The 20,790-nt window shown below is 47.1% G+C and carries 16 protein-coding genes and 1 tRNA gene; 11 read left to right on the forward strand and 6 right to left on the reverse strand.

Annotation, left to right across the window (positions count from 1 at the left end; all coding sequences use genetic code 11):
• Positions 1 to 6 precede the first annotated feature (6 nt).
• Entirely contained in the window at positions 7 to 1,200 is a 1,194-nt protein-coding gene (nagA, locus tag NV381_RS13630; RefSeq protein ID WP_258213845.1) for an N-acetylglucosamine-6-phosphate deacetylase, read from the forward strand.
• Between the two features lie 125 nt (positions 1,201 to 1,325).
• On the opposite strand, the gene NV381_RS13635 is transcribed toward nagA, so the two are convergent.
• From NV381_RS13635 to NV381_RS13655, 5 genes are all read right to left on the reverse strand, one after another.
• Positions 1,326 to 2,153: a carbohydrate ABC transporter permease gene (locus tag NV381_RS13635; protein WP_258213846.1), complete on the reverse strand. Its 828-nt coding sequence runs from the start codon at positions 2,151 to 2,153 to the stop codon at positions 1,326 to 1,328.
• Positions 2,150 to 3,073, reverse strand: a complete 924-nt coding sequence (locus NV381_RS13640; RefSeq protein WP_258213847.1) for a carbohydrate ABC transporter permease — start codon at positions 3,071 to 3,073, stop codon at positions 2,150 to 2,152. Before NV381_RS13640 ends, NV381_RS13635 begins: the two co-directional genes overlap by 4 nt.
• 332 nt (positions 3,074 to 3,405) lie before the next feature.
• The gene (locus NV381_RS13645) at positions 3,406 to 4,701 is read right to left on the reverse strand and encodes an ABC transporter substrate-binding protein (RefSeq protein ID WP_258213848.1); all 1,296 of its coding nucleotides are present in this window, start codon (positions 4,699 to 4,701) and stop codon (positions 3,406 to 3,408) included.
• Positions 4,702 to 4,802: 101 nt separating this feature from the next.
• Positions 4,803 to 6,320 carry a response regulator gene (locus NV381_RS13650; protein ID WP_258213849.1) on the reverse strand — a complete coding sequence of 506 codons (1,518 nt, stop codon included), beginning with the start codon at positions 6,318 to 6,320 and terminating at the stop codon, positions 4,803 to 4,805.
• On the reverse strand, positions 6,298 to 8,130 hold the full coding sequence (locus NV381_RS13655) for a sensor histidine kinase (RefSeq protein ID WP_258213850.1): 1,833 nt from the start codon (positions 8,128 to 8,130) through the stop codon (positions 6,298 to 6,300). Before NV381_RS13655 ends, NV381_RS13650 begins: the two co-directional genes overlap by 23 nt.
• A gap of 249 nt (positions 8,131 to 8,379) precedes the next feature.
• Here NV381_RS13655 and NV381_RS13660 point away from each other — a divergent pair, with 249 nt between their 5' ends.
• Both NV381_RS13660 and NV381_RS13665 read left to right on the forward strand, forming a co-directional pair.
• Positions 8,380 to 9,045, forward strand: coding sequence for an MgtC/SapB family protein (locus NV381_RS13660; protein ID WP_419182268.1), 666 nt, complete (start codon positions 8,380 to 8,382; stop codon positions 9,043 to 9,045).
• 94 nt (positions 9,046 to 9,139) lie between these two features.
• Positions 9,140 to 9,216: transfer RNA gene (locus tag NV381_RS13665), tRNA-Arg, on the forward strand.
• Positions 9,217 to 9,221: 5 nt separating this feature from the next.
• On the opposite strand, the gene NV381_RS13670 is transcribed toward NV381_RS13665, so the two are convergent.
• Positions 9,222 to 9,389 carry a hypothetical protein gene (locus NV381_RS13670; RefSeq protein WP_258213851.1) on the reverse strand — a complete coding sequence of 56 codons (168 nt, stop codon included), beginning with the start codon at positions 9,387 to 9,389 and terminating at the stop codon, positions 9,222 to 9,224.
• Positions 9,390 to 9,945: 556 nt separating this feature from the next.
• On the opposite strand from NV381_RS13670, the gene NV381_RS13675 reads away from it, so the two are divergent.
• The 8 genes from NV381_RS13675 (at position 9,946) to NV381_RS13710 (ending at position 20,787) form a co-directional block, all read left to right on the forward strand.
• Positions 9,946 to 10,839: a helix-turn-helix transcriptional regulator gene (locus NV381_RS13675; protein ID WP_258213852.1), complete on the forward strand. Its 894-nt coding sequence runs from the start codon at positions 9,946 to 9,948 to the stop codon at positions 10,837 to 10,839.
• A 22-nt stretch (positions 10,840 to 10,861) separates the two neighbouring features.
• Positions 10,862 to 11,830, forward strand: a complete 969-nt coding sequence (locus NV381_RS13680) for an ABC transporter permease (protein ID WP_258213853.1) — start codon at positions 10,862 to 10,864, stop codon at positions 11,828 to 11,830.
• Positions 11,831 to 11,833: 3 nt separating this feature from the next.
• Positions 11,834 to 12,745 (forward strand): carbohydrate ABC transporter permease, encoded by a 912-nt coding sequence (locus NV381_RS13685; RefSeq protein WP_258213854.1) that lies wholly within the window; start codon positions 11,834 to 11,836, stop codon positions 12,743 to 12,745.
• A 34-nt stretch (positions 12,746 to 12,779) separates the two neighbouring features.
• Entirely contained in the window at positions 12,780 to 14,471 is a 1,692-nt protein-coding gene (locus tag NV381_RS13690) for an extracellular solute-binding protein (RefSeq protein WP_258213855.1), read from the forward strand.
• A gap of 32 nt (positions 14,472 to 14,503) precedes the next feature.
• On the forward strand, positions 14,504 to 15,793 hold the full coding sequence (locus NV381_RS13695; protein ID WP_258213856.1) for an arylsulfatase: 1,290 nt from the start codon (positions 14,504 to 14,506) through the stop codon (positions 15,791 to 15,793).
• Positions 15,729 to 17,345: a sulfatase-like hydrolase/transferase gene (locus tag NV381_RS13700; protein ID WP_258213857.1), complete on the forward strand. Its 1,617-nt coding sequence runs from the start codon at positions 15,729 to 15,731 to the stop codon at positions 17,343 to 17,345. The genes NV381_RS13695 and NV381_RS13700 overlap by 65 nt, the downstream gene beginning before the upstream one ends.
• Positions 17,346 to 17,423: 78 nt before the next feature.
• Positions 17,424 to 19,256: a DUF3604 domain-containing protein gene (locus NV381_RS13705; protein WP_258213858.1), complete on the forward strand. Its 1,833-nt coding sequence runs from the start codon at positions 17,424 to 17,426 to the stop codon at positions 19,254 to 19,256.
• 61 nt (positions 19,257 to 19,317) lie between these two features.
• Complete coding sequence (locus NV381_RS13710; protein ID WP_258213859.1) at positions 19,318 to 20,787, forward strand: sulfatase; 1,470 nt, start codon at positions 19,318 to 19,320, stop codon at positions 20,785 to 20,787.
• Positions 20,788 to 20,790 lie beyond the last annotated feature (3 nt).

The raw sequence follows: 20,790 nt of genomic DNA on the forward strand, positions 1-20,790 counted from the left end.
TGTACCATGTCAATCGAGACAGCCGTAACAGAAATTAGGGGAAAGCTAGTAACAACGGGGGAATCGGTTCTTATAGAACTGGAAGGAGGGCGAATTGCCAAGATATCTCCATCCAGTCACCAGGAACCTGATAATGATGAGCTGTGGATCGCACCGGGCTTGATCGACTTGCAGATCAACGGGTATGCCGGTTACGATGTTAATCTTTCCGATTCCTCTATGGAAGAGCGCATTGAAACTATCCGGCTAATGGTTGATAAGGTGCTGGCAAGCGGAGTGACTTCCTTTTGCCCAACCATTATTACAGCTGGTTATGAACAAATCAACGATACCTTGACTGCGCTGCGACTAGCCTGCGAACGATATACGGTGGTTGACGAGACAATCGTCGGGATTCATATGGAGGGGCCGTATTTGTCCGATCAGGATGGTCCAAGGGGAGCGCACCCGAAGGAGCATATCCGTGACCCGGAATGGACGGAATTTACGAATTGGCAGCATGCCTCTGGCGGCCGTATTCGAGTGGTTACAATCGCTCCTGAGCGAAGCGGGGCTCTTGCCATGATTCGCGAGCTCGCAAGGGAGGGGATATTGGTGTGCATCGGGCACACAGCTGCTACTCATGAAGAGATTGCGGCAGCTGTTGATGCAGGAGCTCGCATGTCTACGCATCTCGGTAATGCGGCCCACCTTCAGCTGCCTCGGCATCCCAATTATATATGGTCTCAATTGTCGGAGGACCGGTTATCCGCGAGTATTATTGCGGACGGTCATCATCTGCATCCATCCGTTGTAAAGGTGATAGCGCGAGTTAAGCATGATCGGCTTGTGCTAGTCAGCGACGCTGTTCATCTTGCCGGGATGAAAGCAGGTATCTACAAGACGCATGTGGGAGGCGAAGTCGAGCTGCTGCCGTCGGGACGTTTGCAGATGGCTGCCAACCCGCTCATGCTTGCCGGTGCAGCCGTATCGTTGTCCGAATGCGTGCAATGCTTTATGCGGTTTACGGGCGCCGAGCTGAGCGAGGCCGTCAGAATGGCTACGTTAAAGCCCGCTCAACTGCTTGGTGAGCAGCAGATTGGGGCCATTGAGGCAGGTTATTGGGCTGACCTGATCTTGCTCGCGTGGGATAAAAGGGAAGGCAGCATCAGTATCCGATCCGTTATTAAACGCGGCAAGCAAGTTCATAACATACAGTGATTGTGCATGCATTTGAATTGCAAACTCGAAGGCAGCCATAGTGCTTTCATGGGCATAACCGGACGATTCCCTATGAGCAATGGTCAGAGCACGGCTTGTTTGTAGCCCGATGTGCTGGTTGACCATTATTTAAGCGCTCCTTCCGTAAGCCCCCCAATAATATACTTTTGAGTAAAGCCATATAAAATAATAATCGGGAGCATTGAAATAAAGAAACCGGCAAATGCCAAATTGTAATTGAAAGCATACTCACTTTTGAAATTATAAATGAAGAGCGGCAGCGTCCAATAATCCGGATGACGGTTCAGAATGATTAAGGGGAGCTGGAAGTCGTTCCAGATCCACAAGCTGTTCAAGATCAGAACGGTAGCGATGATAGGCAGCATAAGTGGGTATATAATCCGTGTAAAAGTCGTCCATACCCCGCTGCCGTCTATTTTGGAAGCTTCGTCAAGCTCCAACGGTATATTTTTGAGAAACCCGACACATAAGAATATGCCTTGAGCAAAGGCCAATGTAACATACATTACGATAAGTCCGTTTTGATCCAACAGCTTTAGATTGCTCATATGTCTGTATATGGGAAGCATAATGGCTTGGAACGGAACGAAAATGCCGGACATCACAAATAAATATAAAAATTTATAGTAGGGCTTGGAAAAATTCCGCGAAATAGCGTAAGAGACCATTGGAATCAACAGCAGCATGAGCAAGATAGAAAGTATAGTTACATAGACGGAATTTCCCACAAACTTAAAGAAATTAGCTTTATGAATGACCTCAACGAAATTGCCCATATAGAAGCTGGAAGGCAGAGCAAAAAAGCTTTTTGCAGTTTCGGCTGTTGTTTTCATAGCGATGGTCAGAGTCAAATACAAGGGTGCGAGCACAAAGCACATACCAACTACGAGTACGAGATAGGACATTGTCCGAGATATTACGCTAGTCCTCACAGCTGTCCGGCCTCCTTGCGGTTCAACAATTTGATTTGGATAAAGGAAATCGTAGCTATCATCAGGAACACATAGATGGCTTCCGCGGTACCGTAGCCGAATTTCATCTCCGTCATCCCATGCTTATAGATCAGGAAGCCCATCGACTCCGTCGCATGTGCAGGACCACCATCCGTCATAGCGACGATATAATCGAACACGGTGAGAGCACCTTTGATGGCAATGACTAAATTAACCGTCAGCATCGGGATCAGGAAGGGGACCGTGACAGAGAAAAAGCGTTGTACCGGGGTTGCCCCATCAATGACAGCGGCTTCTTTTAAATCTTTGGGAACACTCGAAAGTCCTGCAATAAAGATAACCATTGGCGTTGCAATTCCATGCCATATATTCGTAAGGGCAATTCCATACATGGCAGTATTTTTATTTCCCAGTATGTTTTTGGACAGCCACTCCAGGGAAAGCGCCTCTCCTAAATGAGGAAGTACGGAATAAAAGACTTGATTGAAAATTAGGCCGACTGTAAGCATGCTTAATACGGCTGGAAAGAAAAATATGGACCGGAAGAAACCGCGAAGCTTCAGGCTGCCGCTTAATAAAATGGCCAATACTAACGCGATCAGCAGTTTAATGACAACGACCAGAGATGTATAGAGGAAAGTAAATTTCATGGAATCGATAAATCGGCTGTCTTTCATAATGTTAATGTAGTTATTCAGCCCAACGAAACGAAACGATTTGGAAAAGCCGTCCCAATTCGTCATGCTGTAGAAGAATCCCATCCCTACCGGGAACAGAAAAAAAACAATATATAACAATAGGGTGGGCAATGTGAGCAAAAAGAAAATGAGCCCTGCCTTGCTTGCAGTTATCGACTTTTTCTTTTTTACAGAGAGCCCTGTATTGGGTACAACCTCCATAGTCCACCTCCATACGTTCTAACCTAATTGAAATCATAGAAAAACCCCCTGGACACGGATCTGCTTGCCTCGGGGGCTATGTTTATAATATCAGACTCTATAAGTTTTCAGCGGAGCTGAACAAGTCGGATATTGCAAGAAAAGCTACAACTTAGACACGAATGTATCTTCCCTGAAAGTGCTTCGATCAGAAGCTTTTCTTATAATATCAGACTCTATAAGTTTTCAGCGGAGCTGAACAGGTCGGATATTGCAAGAAAAGCTACAACTTAGACACGAATGTATCTTCATCGAAAGAGCTTCGATCGGAAGCTTTTCTTATATCATTCCAACTATTGATTTAGCTTATTGTAAAAAATCTTATCCAGAGCTTTCAGGTACCCATCAACATCGCCTGTGGCGAACATTTCCTGGGTTGCCTTACCTACATCGCCATTTACTCCCGGCGGCCATACCCGCTCAATGGTAGGATATACTTTGCCTGCTGCAATCAGATTGCTCAAACTCGTAATTTCCTTATTGTTGTTAGTCACTCCATTAATGGCTGCAGGATAACCGCTTAGATCGACATACTTCTGAACAACTTCCTTGGATGACATAAATTCGATAAATTTCTTGGCTTCCGGTTGATTTTTACCTTTGGCAGGAATGCCAATTGCCGTATCAACGGATACTTGGACCTTGGTGTTGTCCGCTGTTGCCGCTGGCATAGGGAACATCGAGAATTTCAAGTTAGGATTGGACTTTTTGATGGGTTGAATCGCCCAAATTCCTGTATACCACATAGCTGATTTGCCGTTGGCAAACTCACGAAGAGCGTCATCATATCCTGTACCTAGCGCATCCTTCTGAGCGTATTTTCTAAGATTGTACAGCTTTTGGGCAAAAGGCTTGAATTCTGCGTTATCGGTAATATGAGCTTTACCTTTCATGACGCTATCGAGAAAATTTTGAACATCAGGAATTTGAAGTCCCATCCTGGATACGACTTCCTGACGGATGCCATTCCAATCCTTATCATGGAAATAGAAAGGCGTTTTGCCTGCTGCTTTGATTTTGTCAGCGGTTGCAAGAAGCTCGTCATAGGTTTTCGGAATTTGCAAGCCCAATTCATTAAACATGTCGATGTTGTAGTATACGCCGAGAGTGGCTACGGCAATCGGTACCAAGTAGTTCTTTCCATCAATTTTACTAAGGTCTGCGAGTGCGGGAGAGACGTTAGCCATCAGAGGTCCGCCAGTCAAGTCAACCACTCTGCCTTCCTTGGAAAGCTGCTGAAACACGGCATTGTGAGGGAAATGGGTAAACGCGGCTGGAGCATCATCAGTGGACACGCGCATGGTCCATACATTTTCCGGATTAGGGACATTATTCTGCTCAACGGTGATGTTAGGATTTTTACTCTGAAAATCTTTAATTAATTCATTGACTACATCGACCATTTCGGATTTCATTTGGAAGTACTCAATTTTTACCTTTTGGCCGCTTGCTGCGGGTGCTGCCCCGGGGCTTTCGGCTTTGCCATCCTTACTCGTACCAGCTCCGCCAGAGCTATCATTGGAGCAAGCGGTTACAATTACTAAAGCTGAAGCTAATAGGACAGAAGTCCATTTTCCTGCTACTCTCATTTTTATTTGACCCCTTTCGTTTGCTGATATTCCAAGTATATTTAAGGATGTCACTATGAAATATGAGATAGATGACTTTATGAGTATGAGAAAAATGACTATTAAGCGTCGGGCTGCTTATTGCCGCTTTTATATTTTCCGGGCGTTTCGCCAAAGCTTTTCTTGTACATCTGGATAAAGTAGGAATAATCATTAAAGCCCACCGCACTTGCTACCTCAGCTACAGTCAAAGTAGTATCATTTTCGAGCATCGATTTAGCCTTCAGCATTCGCACAGAGAGCAGAAATTGGGAGAAGCCCATCCCGGTTTTTTTCTTAAATAGACGGCTTAAATAAGCTGGATCTGTAAAATACATATTTTTGGCCAAATCTTCTAGCAGGATATCTTGTTTGTAGTTGTGCAGCATGTAATTTTTGATGTCCTCGATCATGTCTGTTTTAATTCTGCTCTGCAATAGACGCTCACCGAGCTTCGCTATCACCTGGGCAAACTCCTCGGCTATGCCTTCCACGGAATGATATTCATGCAGATCAATTTGCTGCAGGAAAACTTCAGCTGCTTCATTTCTTGTATTCATTAGCTCAATAACTGAATTTAACATTGCTGTAACTTTGGCACACATATCATGAAGCACGTTTACCGATAAATTATGCTGGGCGGCTTCCGTCATAAAATGGCGCAACGTATCAGCAGCGTCTGTCGTCTGACCCTTCATCAGCTTCTGGTGCAGGCAGGAAATCCACTCATCGATAGCGGCATAGTTATAAGGACGGTTCCTACAAGCAAATGCGGCGTCATAAACTTGATTTTCCCCAGAGATCAGTCTGTAGAGCAGAGCGGTTTTAGCCTCTTTATAAGATGCTGCAAGTTCCGTAATATTCGTATGTACGCTGCTTAGTCCGACAGATAAGCTATATTCACTTGATTGAGAGGAATCTCTGATCATTTGCTTAAAAAACTCCCGATGTTTCCCTATCCATTCTGCTATTGGGGAAGTTCCTCCCGAATCATACATCCACACGACGAGCATATCTGCATACCGCCTATCTCCAACGATAATAGTTCGCAGCTGGGCCGCTGACAGCAGCCGTTTCACAGCTTGTTTTATATCATCTTTATAATTAACATTCATTCGGAGGATCGCAATAGCGTATCGATCGACAACCTCTATATCCAGAGGGATGAACTTGCTTGGAGTCCCCTCGTATAATAATGCGGCAAAGCTGTCCTCCAGTCTTTTTTCAGTGGACATGACGACTTTATCCCTGTATTGCTCCAATAAAGTCCATATATGCTCCTTATCTACGGGCTTCAATAAATAATGCTCTACTTTGTAACGAATTGCCTGCTGAGCATATTTAAAATCATCGTACCCGCTGATTATAATGTTGGCCGTATCCGGGTGGTGCTCGTATATGAAAGCGGCCAGCTCGATCCCATCCAGGAAGGGCATGCGAATATCTGATAATACGAGGTTGGGCTTAACGTTATTAAGCAGCTCCATAGCTTCCCGGCCATCCTCCGCTTCATACACAATCACATGCGGATTCCAATCCTGAATCATTTGGACCAGCGCTTTTCTAGCAAAAAATTCGTCATCGACCACCAGTATTTTCATCAGCATTCATCTCCTTCACTCCCGGAATGGTCATTTCGATACAAGTTCCTGTTTGCAGCTCACTGCTCAGCTTAATCCAATAGTCTTCACCGTAGAAATTTTTAATTCTGGCATGGACATTGCGCAACCCGAAATTATCCTTGGAGTCCAGGCTTGCAGTCTGGAACGGATTTGTGAAAATATCGTTTAGTTCAGCCAGCTTCTGGTCGCTCATGCCGACTCCGTCATCCTCAACTCTGATATGGAGCAGATGTCCTTTTTTGGTGATGGAGATAATTAGAGTTCCTTTGCCTCCTTTGGGCTCCAGCCCATGATAGAAGGAGTTTTCAACTAAGGGCTGAAGCAAAAACTTCAATATTTTATAAGGAAACAGATCCTCCTCTATCTCATACACAACTTGAAATTTACCTAAAAAGCGGATTTGCTGAATACTGATATAATTTTTGATTTGTTCCAGTTCATTGTGAATCGTTGCTTCGTCACCGGTTTTGATGTTATACCGATACATATCGGATAAAGACCTTGCCATAGTCGAAATATCGCTGACTCTATTTAACTCGGCTACGGAATGAATGACATTTAATGTATTGTACAGAAAATGCGGATTAATTTGCGCTTGAAGCATGTTCATCTCCGCGCGTTTCTGCAGCTGACCGGAAATAATCTCGAGCTCGCGACTTTCCTTGAGGCGGTGAATCATTTCGTTGTAGCTGGTTACCAGCCGACTTATTTCGTCTACACGGTTCTCGTGAATGGGTACTCGGTCCAAATATCCGGAGTCAACCAGCTTCATTTCGCTGTTCAATTTATGTATGGGTTTAATAAACCGTTTGGAGAAAAATAAGGCGAGAATAAAGGCAGTGATCAAAGAAATGAAGCTTAGCAAAATATAATTCCGCGTATTGTTCAGGAATGCTTGATCGATCAGCCTTGTCGGGATGTAATGGATAACTTTCCATTTGGTCATGTCGTTGACTCGGGCGCTAAATAAATACGATTCTTGGTTCATGTACAGCTTCTGAAACTTTTTCCCATCACTCAGTTGATTGTCAAAAAAGGCCGCAATGTCCTGCGTTTCTTTGCTGTCTAGAGTTTCGGTTGGAAGATTGGAATGGTAAATAACCTTGCCATCCATTATCACGATTGTCCCCAGCTCATTATTCGAATTGGCAATACCCCCAAGGATGTTTTGGAGAGCTCTAAATCGGATATCTATTTTCGCATAGCTTTCAATAGTTTTATTTATATTGATATCGGTTAAATATCTGACTATAGAAATTTGTTTATCCTTATTCCCTTTTGTATTGTTTTCGTAAGGAGGGGAGATGACTATATTGCCATTAAGCAGCTCTTGTTTGTTCATTTTATCGATAGTTTGCTTCATTCCGGGCTCGAAGGCCGACATGCTGGTGTAGACGCGTCCGTTGGGGGCCATAACTGAAATTGTTGAAATATTCCCATTCATCAGCACCAATTGATCCATTGCTCTCTGAACGTAGAGGGTATCCTCCACATGCTCTCTGCTTTCCAGCTGATACCTCTTGGTTAAAATGGATTGCAGCTTGGGATCGGTTAAATAAAAGAAGGAGTTCAGCGAAACATTAGAAATAAAGTCACTTATGATCACGTTGGTCCTATTGCTAAATTCGTTCAGTAAATCTTCATAGTAGCCTTTGGTTTGTTTGTACAAATTGACCCCGTAGATAAGTAGAGCCGCTAGTACGGAAATCATAATAATCATGATATAGGACATCAACAGCTTGCTTTGGAATGAAACCGGTTTCAAATGGCGAATAAAGGATTTTCTCATATTCCACTCCCTTCGAGAGGACTGCAGTAATGGGTATAAAAAAAGTAAACCTTTGGTAAGGGAATTGTCAATTGTCCTTAAGGAGCATAGTTAAAAAGCTCGCAGAACTTTATTTAACTGAGGGGCAGGTGTAATATGGAATACACAAAATTAGTACATTAATAAGACTCATTTCCTTATTCGTGCTGCTGCCTGCTGATTTGGCAACGCACTCATTAATAAATACTAGCATTATGGAGGCTGATAATTATGCAATATGAGTATTTGCTGCGGGTTATTCTAGCTGGAATTTGCGGTGCGCTTGTTGGCTATGAGCGTAAAAACCGAATGAAGGAGGCGGGCATTCGTACACATTTTGTTGTGGCACTTGGTGCTTGTCTTATGATGGTTATTTCAAAATACGGATTTCAGGACCAAAACGGATGGGATAATGTAGCGTTCGATCCATCGCGTATTGCTGCTCAGGTGGTGAGCGGAGTAGGATTTCTGGGAGCCGGCATGATCTTTATGCAGCGGCAGACTATAAAAGGGCTCACAACCGCAGCCGGCATATGGGCTACTGCAGGGGTGGGGATGGCTATTGGAGCCGGGTTATATATACTAGGCGGGGGCGTGACCCTAATTATTCTTCTCGCTCAAAAGCTATTGCATGGTCGTTTCAACTGGCTCGCCTCCCCCAAAACCGAACAATTGATTATTCGGCTTACGAATGAGACGGGGGCAACGTATAAAATTCAACAGCTGCTTGAAGAAAAAAACATAACGATTCTTAGCTTTCATGCTGAAAGTAATGGAATCGACTCGGATGAGCTTATGTTGGAGATGATTGTAAGGTTTCCGGGCTCCTACAGAGTGGAGCAATTGCTTCCGATTGTGCAGGAGGCTTCGTTTGTAAGGGCAGTGGAGCTTAAGTAAAGCAGCTGAAATACAGTAGATTATACGGGGCTATCCGAAAAAAACGCAAGCACTTTTTTCCTTCGACGTTTTGTGGTAAACTAATGCTTATCGCGCGCCCGTAGCTCAGCAGGATAGAGCGTCAGTTTCCTAAACTGCAGGTCGTACGTTCGAATCGTATCGGGCGCGCCATTACTTTAAAGTTCAAGCCACTCCTCGGAGTGGCTTTTTGTGTATTCAAATTCCCTCGAACAAAGGTTGGTGAGATCAGGTAAAGAGGTTGGCTTGTCCAGAGTCACTCCGCCAACATAATCTGCCGCTGCTCTCCAATCTACCCTTGCCATTGTTCTTCTGTATGCTTCCAACCGCTGAGCCACCCTTGCCAAAGTTTACCGGTCTACCTCGCCTTGCCTTTTTCCGTCTCCAAACACAAGAACAAATGCTTTCAGCAAGATAATTGACGCGAAAATGTTTACAGCGCTACGCTTTTCCAAAAAGGAGGCACTCGCTTATGTTTTTCAAAACCGTCTATCTCACGCTGCTTCTGTAAACTTCTTGCCTGAGCTTCGGGTATGTTGAGTTTTTGGTCAATATTTTTTTCACTAACGAAGTAATCGTTGTACAGATGCTCTTTTGTACAGGATTATGGACAAAATGATAAATCAAACTGATCAAAATGATATTTATTTTTTGAGTGCGATGTATTAAGATAAAAGGCAATTAATAAAATCTTATAGGAATAGTGTGATTTAAGTTTGGGAGATTGTGAAGACATGCTACTGTTATCGCCAAGGATGAGATAAAGATGATAGGTTTCGACGGGGAGGCTGGCCTAGTCATGAGTAATGGAATTCGATCTTGCAAGCCAGAGCTGGACACGGATTCAGTCCATCGATTTCAGCAGGATCAGAGGAAATGGCTATGAAAGAATATGCATATGAATATGCGGAGCGCTTGTATCATACGCCGACCGAATGGGAACACAATGGAGGCCTCTGGGCGATTCGAGCGGGGCAAAATTTGGCGAAACCGAATTATGCCGTAGGTCCGAGAGTAATCGAATGTTATTCCTTGCACTTTGTGTTGAGCGGTTCACTAGCCCTCGCCCATGGTGGGCAAACCGTTCATCTGGATAAAGGGGATGTGTTTTGTCTTTATCCAAACATAATGTATAACTACTGGATTCACCCATTGCCGCGGTCCGATGAAGCGCTGAGAATGTGTTGGCTGGCGTTGGATGGACCGCAAATCGAAGCTTTGCTGGAGCGGGTAGGCTTTATGCCTCAGCATCCCTATTTGCGAAAGCGAATGAACTCGGAATGCGAAGGAACTGTCAAAGATTTGATCTACCTCATGCGCGACCCGAGAGGCCAGGAGGAATTGCTGCTACAAGCGAAGCTGTATCATTTGTTCAGCCTGCTAGACCGCTCCCAATCGCAGGGAAGCACGGACGAGGCCAAAGACGGCTGGCTGCAAAGAAGTCTTCAGTATATGCAAACGCATTACATGGAGGGCATCTCGGTCGCTAAAGTGGTGGAATTTGCATCTGTGCACCGTTCTCATTTTTATAGCGAATTTACACGCCGGGTGGGCACCAGTCCTCAGCAATTTTTAACGAAGCTGCGAATGGAACGGGCTGCGGAGATGCTGGAGAGCGAATCGTTTTCCATAACGGAAATCGCCTTATCTTTAGGGTATCCTGATCTGTTTTCCTTTTCCAGATCCTTTTCCAACTTTTATGGAATTTCTCCTTCTCGTTACAGGTCCAATCAAAAAAATCAAAAGCATGACGAGGGCTCGGCACAATTCTTATAAACGGAAGGAGGCGAACTGAACGATGAAAGCTACTGCGCTCGAACAAAGCTCGACGCCGTCAAAGCTATCGCGCAAGTCCAAATGGGTAGCCTGGAACAAGATAAGAAAGGGCTGGCAACTGTATCTCATGATCCTTTTGCCCGTGCTGTATATTTTAATATTCAAATACATTCCGATGATGGATGCGCAGATTGCTTTCCGTAATTATGTCTTTACGAAAGGAATTTGGGGAAGCGATTGGGTCGGTTTTGACAATTTCATGCGTTTTTTTCAGTCCAGCGAGTTTGCCAAGGTGTTGAAAAATACGCTGGGCCTCAGTATATACCAACTAATTGCCGGCTTCCCGTTCCCGATTTTACTGGCAATCAGCTTGAATTACGTGGGGAGCGAGCGATATAAGAAATGGGTGCAGATGATTACGTACGCCCCTCATTTTATATCGGTTGTCGTCATCGTAGGCATCATTATGCAGCTGCTCGATCCGCGCACAGGGCTGGTCAATGTTTTGATACAATCGCTCGGCTTGGAACCGATTCATTTTATGGGCGAGGCTCGCTATTTTCAGTCCCTTGTCGTATGGTCGGGTCTTTGGCAAAATTTAGGATTTAGCTGCATCATTTATATTGCCGGACTGGCCGGAATCGATCCTTTGCTTCATGAAGCGGCCGTTGTTGACGGAGCGAGCAAATTTCGCAGAGCCTGGCATATCGATCTGCCGGGAATTATGCCCTTGGCCATTATTTTACTCATTCTCAATACGGGAAATCTTCTGGATACCGGCTTTGAAAAGGTGCTGCTGATGCAAAATCCTTTGAATATCAAGACGTCCGAAGTCATCGATACGCTGGTGTACAAGATTGGCCTCGCTTCGCCCGCTGCTGATTTTTCATATTCGACGGCGATTGGGCTCTTTAAATCAGTGGTTGGACTCCTATTGTTGGTGTCGGTCAATCAGCTGGCCCGTAAATTCAAGCAGGAAAGCCTATGGTAAAGAATGGGGAGATGCGTTGTGAAGGTTAATTATGCGGCCGAAACAGGGGGAGATAAAGTTTTCACGGTGCTGAACTACGTGATTCTCACACTTTTTGCGGTTACGGTTCTGTATCCACTCGTCGCCGTAGTTAGCAATTCCGTGAGCTCGCCCGTGGCCGTCGGAGCGGGAAAGGTTTGGTTATGGCCCGTGGATCTTAGCTTGGACGGGTATAAAGCCATTTTCGAGTATAAAAAGGTGTGGACGGGCTTTGGCAATTCCCTTTATTACACCATCGTCGGGACGGCGGTCAATATTATATTTACGCTGCTGGCCGCTTACCCGCTGTCGAGAATGGATTTTTACGGACGCAATGTGTTCATGTCGTTATTCGTGTTTACGATGATTTTTCACGGGGGAATCATTCCGACTTATATGGTGGTCAAAGAGCTGGGGATGGTCAATACGCCATGGGCGCTCATTATCCCCGGAGCGATAAGCGTCTGGAATGTGATTATAACAAGAACCTACTTCAAGACGACGATTCCCCAAGAGGTGCTGGATTCGGCTCAGATTGATGGCTGCAGCGACCTGAAGTTTCTGATCCGCATGGTCATCCCGCTATCCGCGCCGATTATTGCGGTCAATGCTTTGTTTTATGCAGTCAATCATTGGAATACATATTTTAATGCTTTAATTTACTTATCCAACGCAAAATTATTTCCGCTGCAGCTAGTGTTGAGGGAGGTGCTGGTGTTAAGTCAGGTCACCCCCGATATGCTGGATCAAGTGTCGGATGCAGCTAGGCTGGAAGGCATGACGGACGTTTTGAAATACGCGTTAATTGTCGTCTCGACGCTTCCACTGCTTATTTTATACCCGTTTGTGCAAAAGCATTTCGTTAGAGGAGTTATGATCGGATCACTGAAAGGCTAGAGCATTTATGAAAAAGGATAAAGGGAGCTGGAGTATGAAAAGAGCGAGTGTACTATTATTAGCCACGACTATGTTGTCTGTAACGGTATTAAACGGGTGCACGAAGCAGGAGGAGAAGGCAGCAAGCACTCCGTCTGAGCCGGAATCGGTCGTATCCCAGCCGGGAGTTTTGCCGATCACGAAAGAGAAGACGACGCTCAAGGTGCTTGTTACCGGGCGGCCTAATATCGATTTTCCAACAAGCTCCGCCACCAAATGGGTGGAAGATCAGACGAATGTGCACGTTGAATGGCAAGTGGCCCCCGAAGGAGCGGAGGCACAAGCTAAATTGAATGTCGTCCTGGCAAGCGGGGATTATCCCGATGTGATCATGAATTTTGGAGTGTCGAATACGCAACAATTAAGCAACGGCAAGCAAGGTATATTTATTCCGCTGAACAAGCTTATTGAGAAATATGGAGTGGAAATCAAGAAGGTATTCACTAAATTTCGGACGGTTAAGGAAGATATTACTTCCTCGGACGGCAATATTTATTCGTTGCCCCGAGTCGCCGAATGCTACCAGTGCTCGATGGGACAAAAGCTGTGGCTGTATAAGCCTTGGCTGGACAAGCTGAATTTAAAGGTACCGACGACGCCTGAAGAATTGTATCTGGTTTTGAAAGCATTTAAGGAGAAGGACCCGAACGGCAATGGCAAGGCGGATGAGATACCTCTGTCTGGCTCCATTGGGGGCGATCATACGACGATCGATGAATTTTTGATGAATGCCTTCGTGCTCAATAGCGTAAGCGGTACTGGCGGCGGATTTTCGATTACAGATGGACAGCATATGTATGTGAATAATGGAAAAATTGAAGCTTCTTTTGTTCAGCCCGGATGGAAAGAAGGGTTGAAATATTTGAACAAGCTGTATACGGAAAAACTGCTGGATCAGCAATCCTTAACCCAGAATTTGAAGCAGCTGAAGGCGTTGGGAGAAAATCCGAAGGAAGTGATTCTGGGCGCAACGTCCGCGTTGGGTATAGGCACCTTTACGCAATATGGCGGTCCAAGCGGAAGATGGAAAGATTACGTGGCTGTGGCTCCGTTGAAAGGGCCAAGCGGTGTTCAGATCACTCCTTATAACCCTAACTCGACCTTTACTGGAGAATTCATTGTAACGAAAGCGGCCAAGCATCCCGATGTTGCCGTGAGATGGGCGGATTTTATGTATAACGATGATGTCACCTGGAAGCTGCAAAAAGGCGAGGAAGGCCTCAATTGGCGCAAACCGCAGCCGGGAGAAATCGGGGCCAACGGGAAGCCTGCGGTGTTCACCCAGTTAGCTCCGATTGCGGAAGAAAAGAGCAATAACAACTGGTATCAGCGGGGATTGTTCGCAACCGACGATGCTCAGCGCTATACATCCACGGTGGACCCTAAAGCGCCTAAGCCGCAAGCCGTTATTTTGTATGAAGCAACGAAAAATCAATATGAGCCTTATCAGCAGAAAGCGGATACGATCATCCCTACACTATTCATGGATGTGGACCAAAGCAAGCAGGTTGTCGATTACTCGAACTCGATTGGAGCCTATGTCGGGGAATCGATGGCGCGTTTTGTAACCGGGGATTTGAATATCGACAAAGATTGGGATGCGTATATCAAGCAATTGAACACGTTGAACTTGCCTAAGCTGCTCGCGATTTATCAAACGGCTTACGAGGCGAAAAAGAAAAAATAAGGGCCGATGAAGGAACAGAGGAGGTGCGTGCGATGTCTCAGCCCAACATCATTTTCATATTGGCGGATGACCTTGGTTATGGAGATTTAGGCGCATACGGGCAAAAGCTCATTCAGACGCCCCACCTCGATCGAATGGCGGCGGAAGGCATGAGATTTACAAGACATTACTCGGGAGGGCCGGTTTGCGGACCCTCCCGCGCTTGTTTGATGACAGGACAGCACCAAGGGAATGGTTATATTAAAGGAAATCCGTCGCAGGGCAATGATGTGCCGCTGCGACCGGAGGATACGATCCTTACGGAAGTATTAAAGGAGGTCGGCTACGAGACAGCGTGCATCGGAAAATGGGGGCTTGGCAAGGCGGGAAGCAGCGGATATCCGACCCACAAAGGGTTCGATTATTTTTATGGCTACGATTCGCATCGGGTGGCGCACGATTATTACCCGGAGTCTCTATGGCGCAACGAGAAGCTGGTAAAGACCCCTGAAGGGGCTTACAGCCACGACTTGTTTACGCAGGAAGCGCTGGATTGGGTCAAGCGGGATTGGGATCGGCCTTTTTTCCTTTATCTGGCCTATACGACACCGCACAACCCCTATAATCCGCCGGATAACGAGCCTTACAGCGACATGGACTGGCCTGAAGCTTACCGAAATTATGCGGCCATGATTACCCGGATGGACCGGGATATCGGCAGGCTGCTTGATTTGCTTCAAGAGTTGAAGATCGATGAGCAGACGCTTGTGATCTTAACGAGCGATCACGGTCCCGGCAGCGAGTACAAGCGCGAAATCGCGGATATGGTTCGCTTCTTCGGCAGCTCGGGGCCGTATCGCGGTATGAAACGGGATGTATACGATGGAGGCATTCACGTGCCGCTGCTTGTCAGATGGCCGGGGACGATTCGTTCAGGCGTAACCGATCATATCAGTGCATTTCAGGACTTCATGCCGACCTTAGCGGAAATTGTGGGCGGCGCTGTTCCTGGAAATGTGGATGGCATCTCGATGGTGCCGACGCTGCTGAATCTTCCTGGGCAGGGGCGGCACACATGGCTGTACTGGGAATTTATCTCGATGGGGCAAATCCGTAAGAGCAGACAGTCCTTGCTGGATGTGCGCACCGGGTGGAAGGCCGTTCGCTCAGGCAGCAAGGGTAAGCTCGAACTGTATCAATTGGAAGAAGATCAAGCAGAAGCCGATAATCTGGCGGATGTGTATCCAGAAATTACCATCCGTATGGAGCGTCGGCTGAATGAGATTAGAGGCCACAGTGATTTATGGCCGTTACCGGAATTGGGCGAGCTGCCTTTGGAGTAAGGCGGGCAGCGGGTTAAATAAGAAATGGGAAGGAAGGGTACAATTGAGCAAACAATTGAAACAACGGCCCCATGTGCTTTATATCATGGCTGACCAATTCCATGCCGAGTGCTTTGGCGTTGCAGGCAGACAGGTTCGGACGCCGCACCTGGATCAACTTGCGGGCGAAGGCGTCTTATTCGAGAAAGCCTATTGCAATAATCCGGTTTGCGCGCCATCGCGCGCAAGCTTTATTACAGGACAATATCCTCATACGCATGGCATATTAGGCAATGATATTCATGAACTGAACGACCGCAATGAGCATACGCTGTCAGCGGTGTTTCGCCGCACAGGCTACCAGACGGCGCTGATCGGCAAGTCGCATATGGTCGGCGCCTGGGATCGGGAAGGGTTCGAGCATCTGCGTTATTGCGATTTATGTGATTGCGATCGCAATGATCCGCTGCAAAATCACTATTTTAAATACTTGCATGATTTGGGCATTGCGAATTTATATGATCTGGGTACACTCAAGCCGGAGCATCCGGGCAGTCGTGTACGTGCTTTCGAATCGCCAATTCCGGAGCAGCATTCCTTGGAAACGTGGACGGGAGATGAAACGATCGCGTTTCTCAAAAATAGAGATGAGCGGAGACCGTTCTTTGCTCATATGAGCTTTCAACGTCCCCATGAGCCGTATACGGTTCCTTTTGACAGCGGTTTGTTATACGACCCGGATGCGATCGAGCTTCCTGACAGCGTCAGTGACTTGTTCGCAAGCAAGTTCGCCGGAAAGCCCGAAATCATGCGGCAGCTTGCCGATACTTGGGGCGGCATCCCCTACATTCCAGAGAATGAAGCCGATTTAAGGCGACAGCTTGCTTTCTACTATAGCCTGATTACCCGGATCGATGAGCAAATTGGCCGCGTGATCGATTATTTGAAGCAAACGGGAGCATACGATAACACCATTATTATCTTTACATCTGATCATGGCGATTTTGCCGGCGATCATGGGATTATTAATAAAAACATTGGCATTTATGAGTCGATTCATCGGATTCCGTTTCTGCTCAAATACCCGGGAGGACCTGCAGGACGCAAGATGGCCGGTATTATGGAGAGCGTTGATCTGTTCCCTACGTTATGTGAGCTATGCGAAGTGGCGGCGCCTGCCCAGATCGAGGGAAGAAGCTTGATGCCGGTCATTGAGCAGGGACTCCCCGGCAAACCGTTTACAGCTTGCGAATGGTCGTTTCCTAAATATTCGTCCACTGTGAATGCCATACGTACGGATCGTTACAGACTCGTCTATTACGGTCAAGGAGAGGGCGAGTTGTACGATCATGCAAGCGATCCCGACGAGCTGCATAATCGGTTTGCGGATTCAGACTATGTGGCCGTGCGCTTGCAGCTGCTCGAGCAGCTTTTCGATCATATTAATCGTTATCGGGTGAAATCTTCGTCAACCCTATCGAAGGCGGTGAGCTATCGCAGCCGCAACACGATGACTCGGCTCTTGCATACGGGTCAGCGGAATTGGGATGAAATCAAGCACTTATACCGTTGAAAAGGCAGGGCAGTACTATCGTTATGGGGCAAATGATGGAATCGCGGAAACGGTATCCTATCCTGAGGAGGAGATGACATGGCATTAAACGTAACCAATGGGGTTCAGGCGCATTGCTCGTCACATCGGCAATTTGCCTATGAATTGACATGGTTGCCGGAGAAAAACTACGTTCCTGGCAGTGAAGTGGACATCAGGGCGGGATTATTCCGCCAGTTTCATGAATGGAAGATTCATCATATCGAAATGGAACGCGTCGAGATTTTATTTAGCCCCAACATCAATAAAGCAGGGCCGGATGTATTCCAGAATCGGAAGCAGCGCCTAATATTGAAAGTAAAGCTGCTACATATGATTCCTAAGGGCCAGCCTCAATCCATCAAGCTTGTGGCGACGCCTCCCCTCTTTGCCGGCATGGATACGGAATTGTTCGTATGGGTTCGGGAGCCGCTATCCGCTTGGGCAGGGAAGGATGCTGAGCTCAACCCGGTTGTGAAGGAAGCGGCGGACGGATGCAGGCTAACGGTTCAAGCCGGGCCGGTGGAGCGATTCTCGGTGTACTCGCAGCCAGCGTCCGGGGTCAATGGGAAAATAAGAACGTCTCTTGTTCCCGAGGATCGATATGGAAACCCGTCCCAGTTCGAGAAGCCGGTTACCGTCAAGTGGTCATGGCTAGGGGAATCTGCCTCTGCAACTGTACAGCAGTCCGAAATCATTGAATTGGCTACCCCGGAACAGGCGACGAGCCTGAAGGTGCTGATCCGCATGGATGAGCTGTCGATCCACGAAAATATTGCCAACGGTCGGGTCGACGGCGAGTTTCTGGTCGTAACCGGCAATCCCGTGGTTGCCCAAGCGAAGCGGGGACTTCTGCCCGCATTCGGTGACATCCATTGGCATACCCAGGAGGCAAGCGGCGCTGACGGCGGCCGTCCGATGACGGATGCGTTTGCAAGTGCCAGAGACGAGTTGAATATGAATTTTGCAGCGCCCAGCGACCACGATCCTGAGGGGGCGGAATGGGAGCAAACCGTTCAGATTATCGATGCTTATAATGACGATGATCGTTTCGCCACTTTATATGGCTGGGAAAATTCCACGAATCGCGGTCATGAAAACTATTATTTCACCGATCCGAACCATGCAGCCGTTCGCGGCGGTAAAGCCGAGTTCAAGCCGGAAAACCTGGAAATGGCGACAAAACAACTGGATACTTTCAGCGATTTCATTGCGGTTCCTCATCATACCAACAGCAATGCAACCATGAAGAAGGACGGGGTTCCCGCATGGCATCAATATAACTGGTCCGAGCCTCGCGAGTATAGACGACTGGTTGAAATTGTGCAAAATCGTGGCAATCAAGAGAAGAACGATTACGCGGATGTTTGGCGTGGACTGGTGCACAATCATTCTGCGTCGGTGCAGGATGCTTTGCGAGCAGGCCATAAATTAGGCTTCACAGGCGGCACCGATAATCATGTAGGCTGGCCTGGCCGCGTGATTTATCAGAACCGCAAGAGCGTCATTCTTACCGGACTATGGACCGAACGCGTGGAACGGCAAAGTATATTTTACGCGCTATGGAACCGCCACACATGGGCCGTTTGCGACACGCGGGCGATTGTCTGGTTTACGATCAATGGTGTATTGATGGGCGGCGATATTCAGCTTGCGCAAGGCGAAGCGTTGACAGCACATATTCAAATTCATGCGGAAGCACCTCTGCAAGCCATTGAGATTGTTTCCGAGGGTCAAACCGTATGGGCCTCTTCCAGCTCATCTCCCGTTGTGGACGTCCAAGTGCCGCTAGGTCAAGTAACCGGGACCGGGGCTACGCATTATTATCTCAGAGCGGTACAACGCGATGGGGGCTTCATGTATGCAAGCCCTGTCTTTGTGGAGAAAATTTGAGCGGTGACGGCCTCGTCGATCAAGAACATATAAAGCCAACCGCAATGAAAAGAGGTGTTTTATGAAAGCTATCGTCATCTTGATCGATACATTAAACAGGCATTCGTTGTCGGTGTATAATTCCGAATCTGTCGTGCAGACTCCGAATCTCGAAAGGTTTGCCCGCAAAAGTGCGGTTTTTATGAACCATTGGTCAGGCTCTCTTCCTTGTATGCCGGCCAGACGTGATCTGTTCACGGGCAGACTGAGCTTCCTGGAGAGAGGCTGGGGAGGCTTGGAGCCTTTCGATGTCACCCTGCAGGAGCAGTTGACGAATAACGGCGTATTTTCCCATATGGTCACGGATCATTATCATTATTTTGCTACAGGCGGGGAAAATTATTGCCAGTCGTTCACAACCTGGGACTTCCATCGCGGACAAGAGTTTGACCCATGGGTGTCCAGGGTGAAGCCTGCCGAGCTGCCTTCCGCTTACTTGGGCAGAGTCAACAATCAGTATGAGTTAAACAGGCAACGGCTCGTGAAGGAAGAGGACTATTCTGGAGCCCGTACGATCCAAGCGGCTTGCGACTGGCTGGAGCATAATCATGATGCCGATCAGTTTATGCTGATGGTCGAAGCGTTTGACCCGCATGAGCCTTTTGATTGTCCTCAAGAGTATTTGGATTTATATAACGATACGTATACAGGTCCCCGCTATAATTGGCCCAACTATGGGCCTAATCGGGAGACGCCTGAAGCCACAGAGCATCTTCGCAAGCGGTACGCCGCTACACTGACGATGATGGATCGGTGGCTCGGAAAGCTGCTCGATACGATAGGCCAGCATAACCTCTGGGAGGATACGCTAGTTATTTTGACAACCGATCATGGCTTTCTTCTCGGCGAGCACGAGGTGCTTGGCAAAAATGTGATGACGGTGTATAACGAATTGGCCCATCTGCCGCTTATGGTACATCTTCCGGGCGGCCAGGGAGCAGGCGAACGGATCGAGGCGATCACGCAAAATATAGATCTGATGCCGACGTTGCTGGAGCATTTCGGTATTGCCGTGCCTAAGGAAGTACAAGGCCATTCTCTATTGGAACTGCTGCAGGGCAGATCGAAACAGCTTCGTGAAGTTGCTTTATACGGTTACTTTGGGATGGATGTCAATATGACAGACGGGACGTATACATATCATCGCACGGCCGAGAGTGCTGACAATCAGCCCTGCTTTTTGTACACGGCTTTGCCGACGGCATTTCGCAGCTTTGTCAGAAGATCCGATATGAACGAGGTGGAATGCGGCCGATTTCTTCCCTATACGAACTATCCTGTATTTAAATTCCCCGTTACAGGCAATGGACCGGAATTAGGGCATCGGCCTCTGGAGAGGAAGACGCTGCTGTTCGATATTCAAGAAGACTATTATCAAACGGAAGCGATAAATGATGCAGAGCTGGAAGTGAAGCTGGGGGTCAAAATGCGGCAAGCCCTGCAAGAAATGCAGGCGCCTGAGGAACAGTTAGTTCGTCTTGGCATTACCTGAACA

Origin of the sequence: Paenibacillus radicis (ex Xue et al. 2023), from assembly GCF_024722015.1 — a bacterium.
Lineage (GTDB): Bacteria > Bacillota > Bacilli > Paenibacillales > NBRC-103111 > Paenibacillus_S.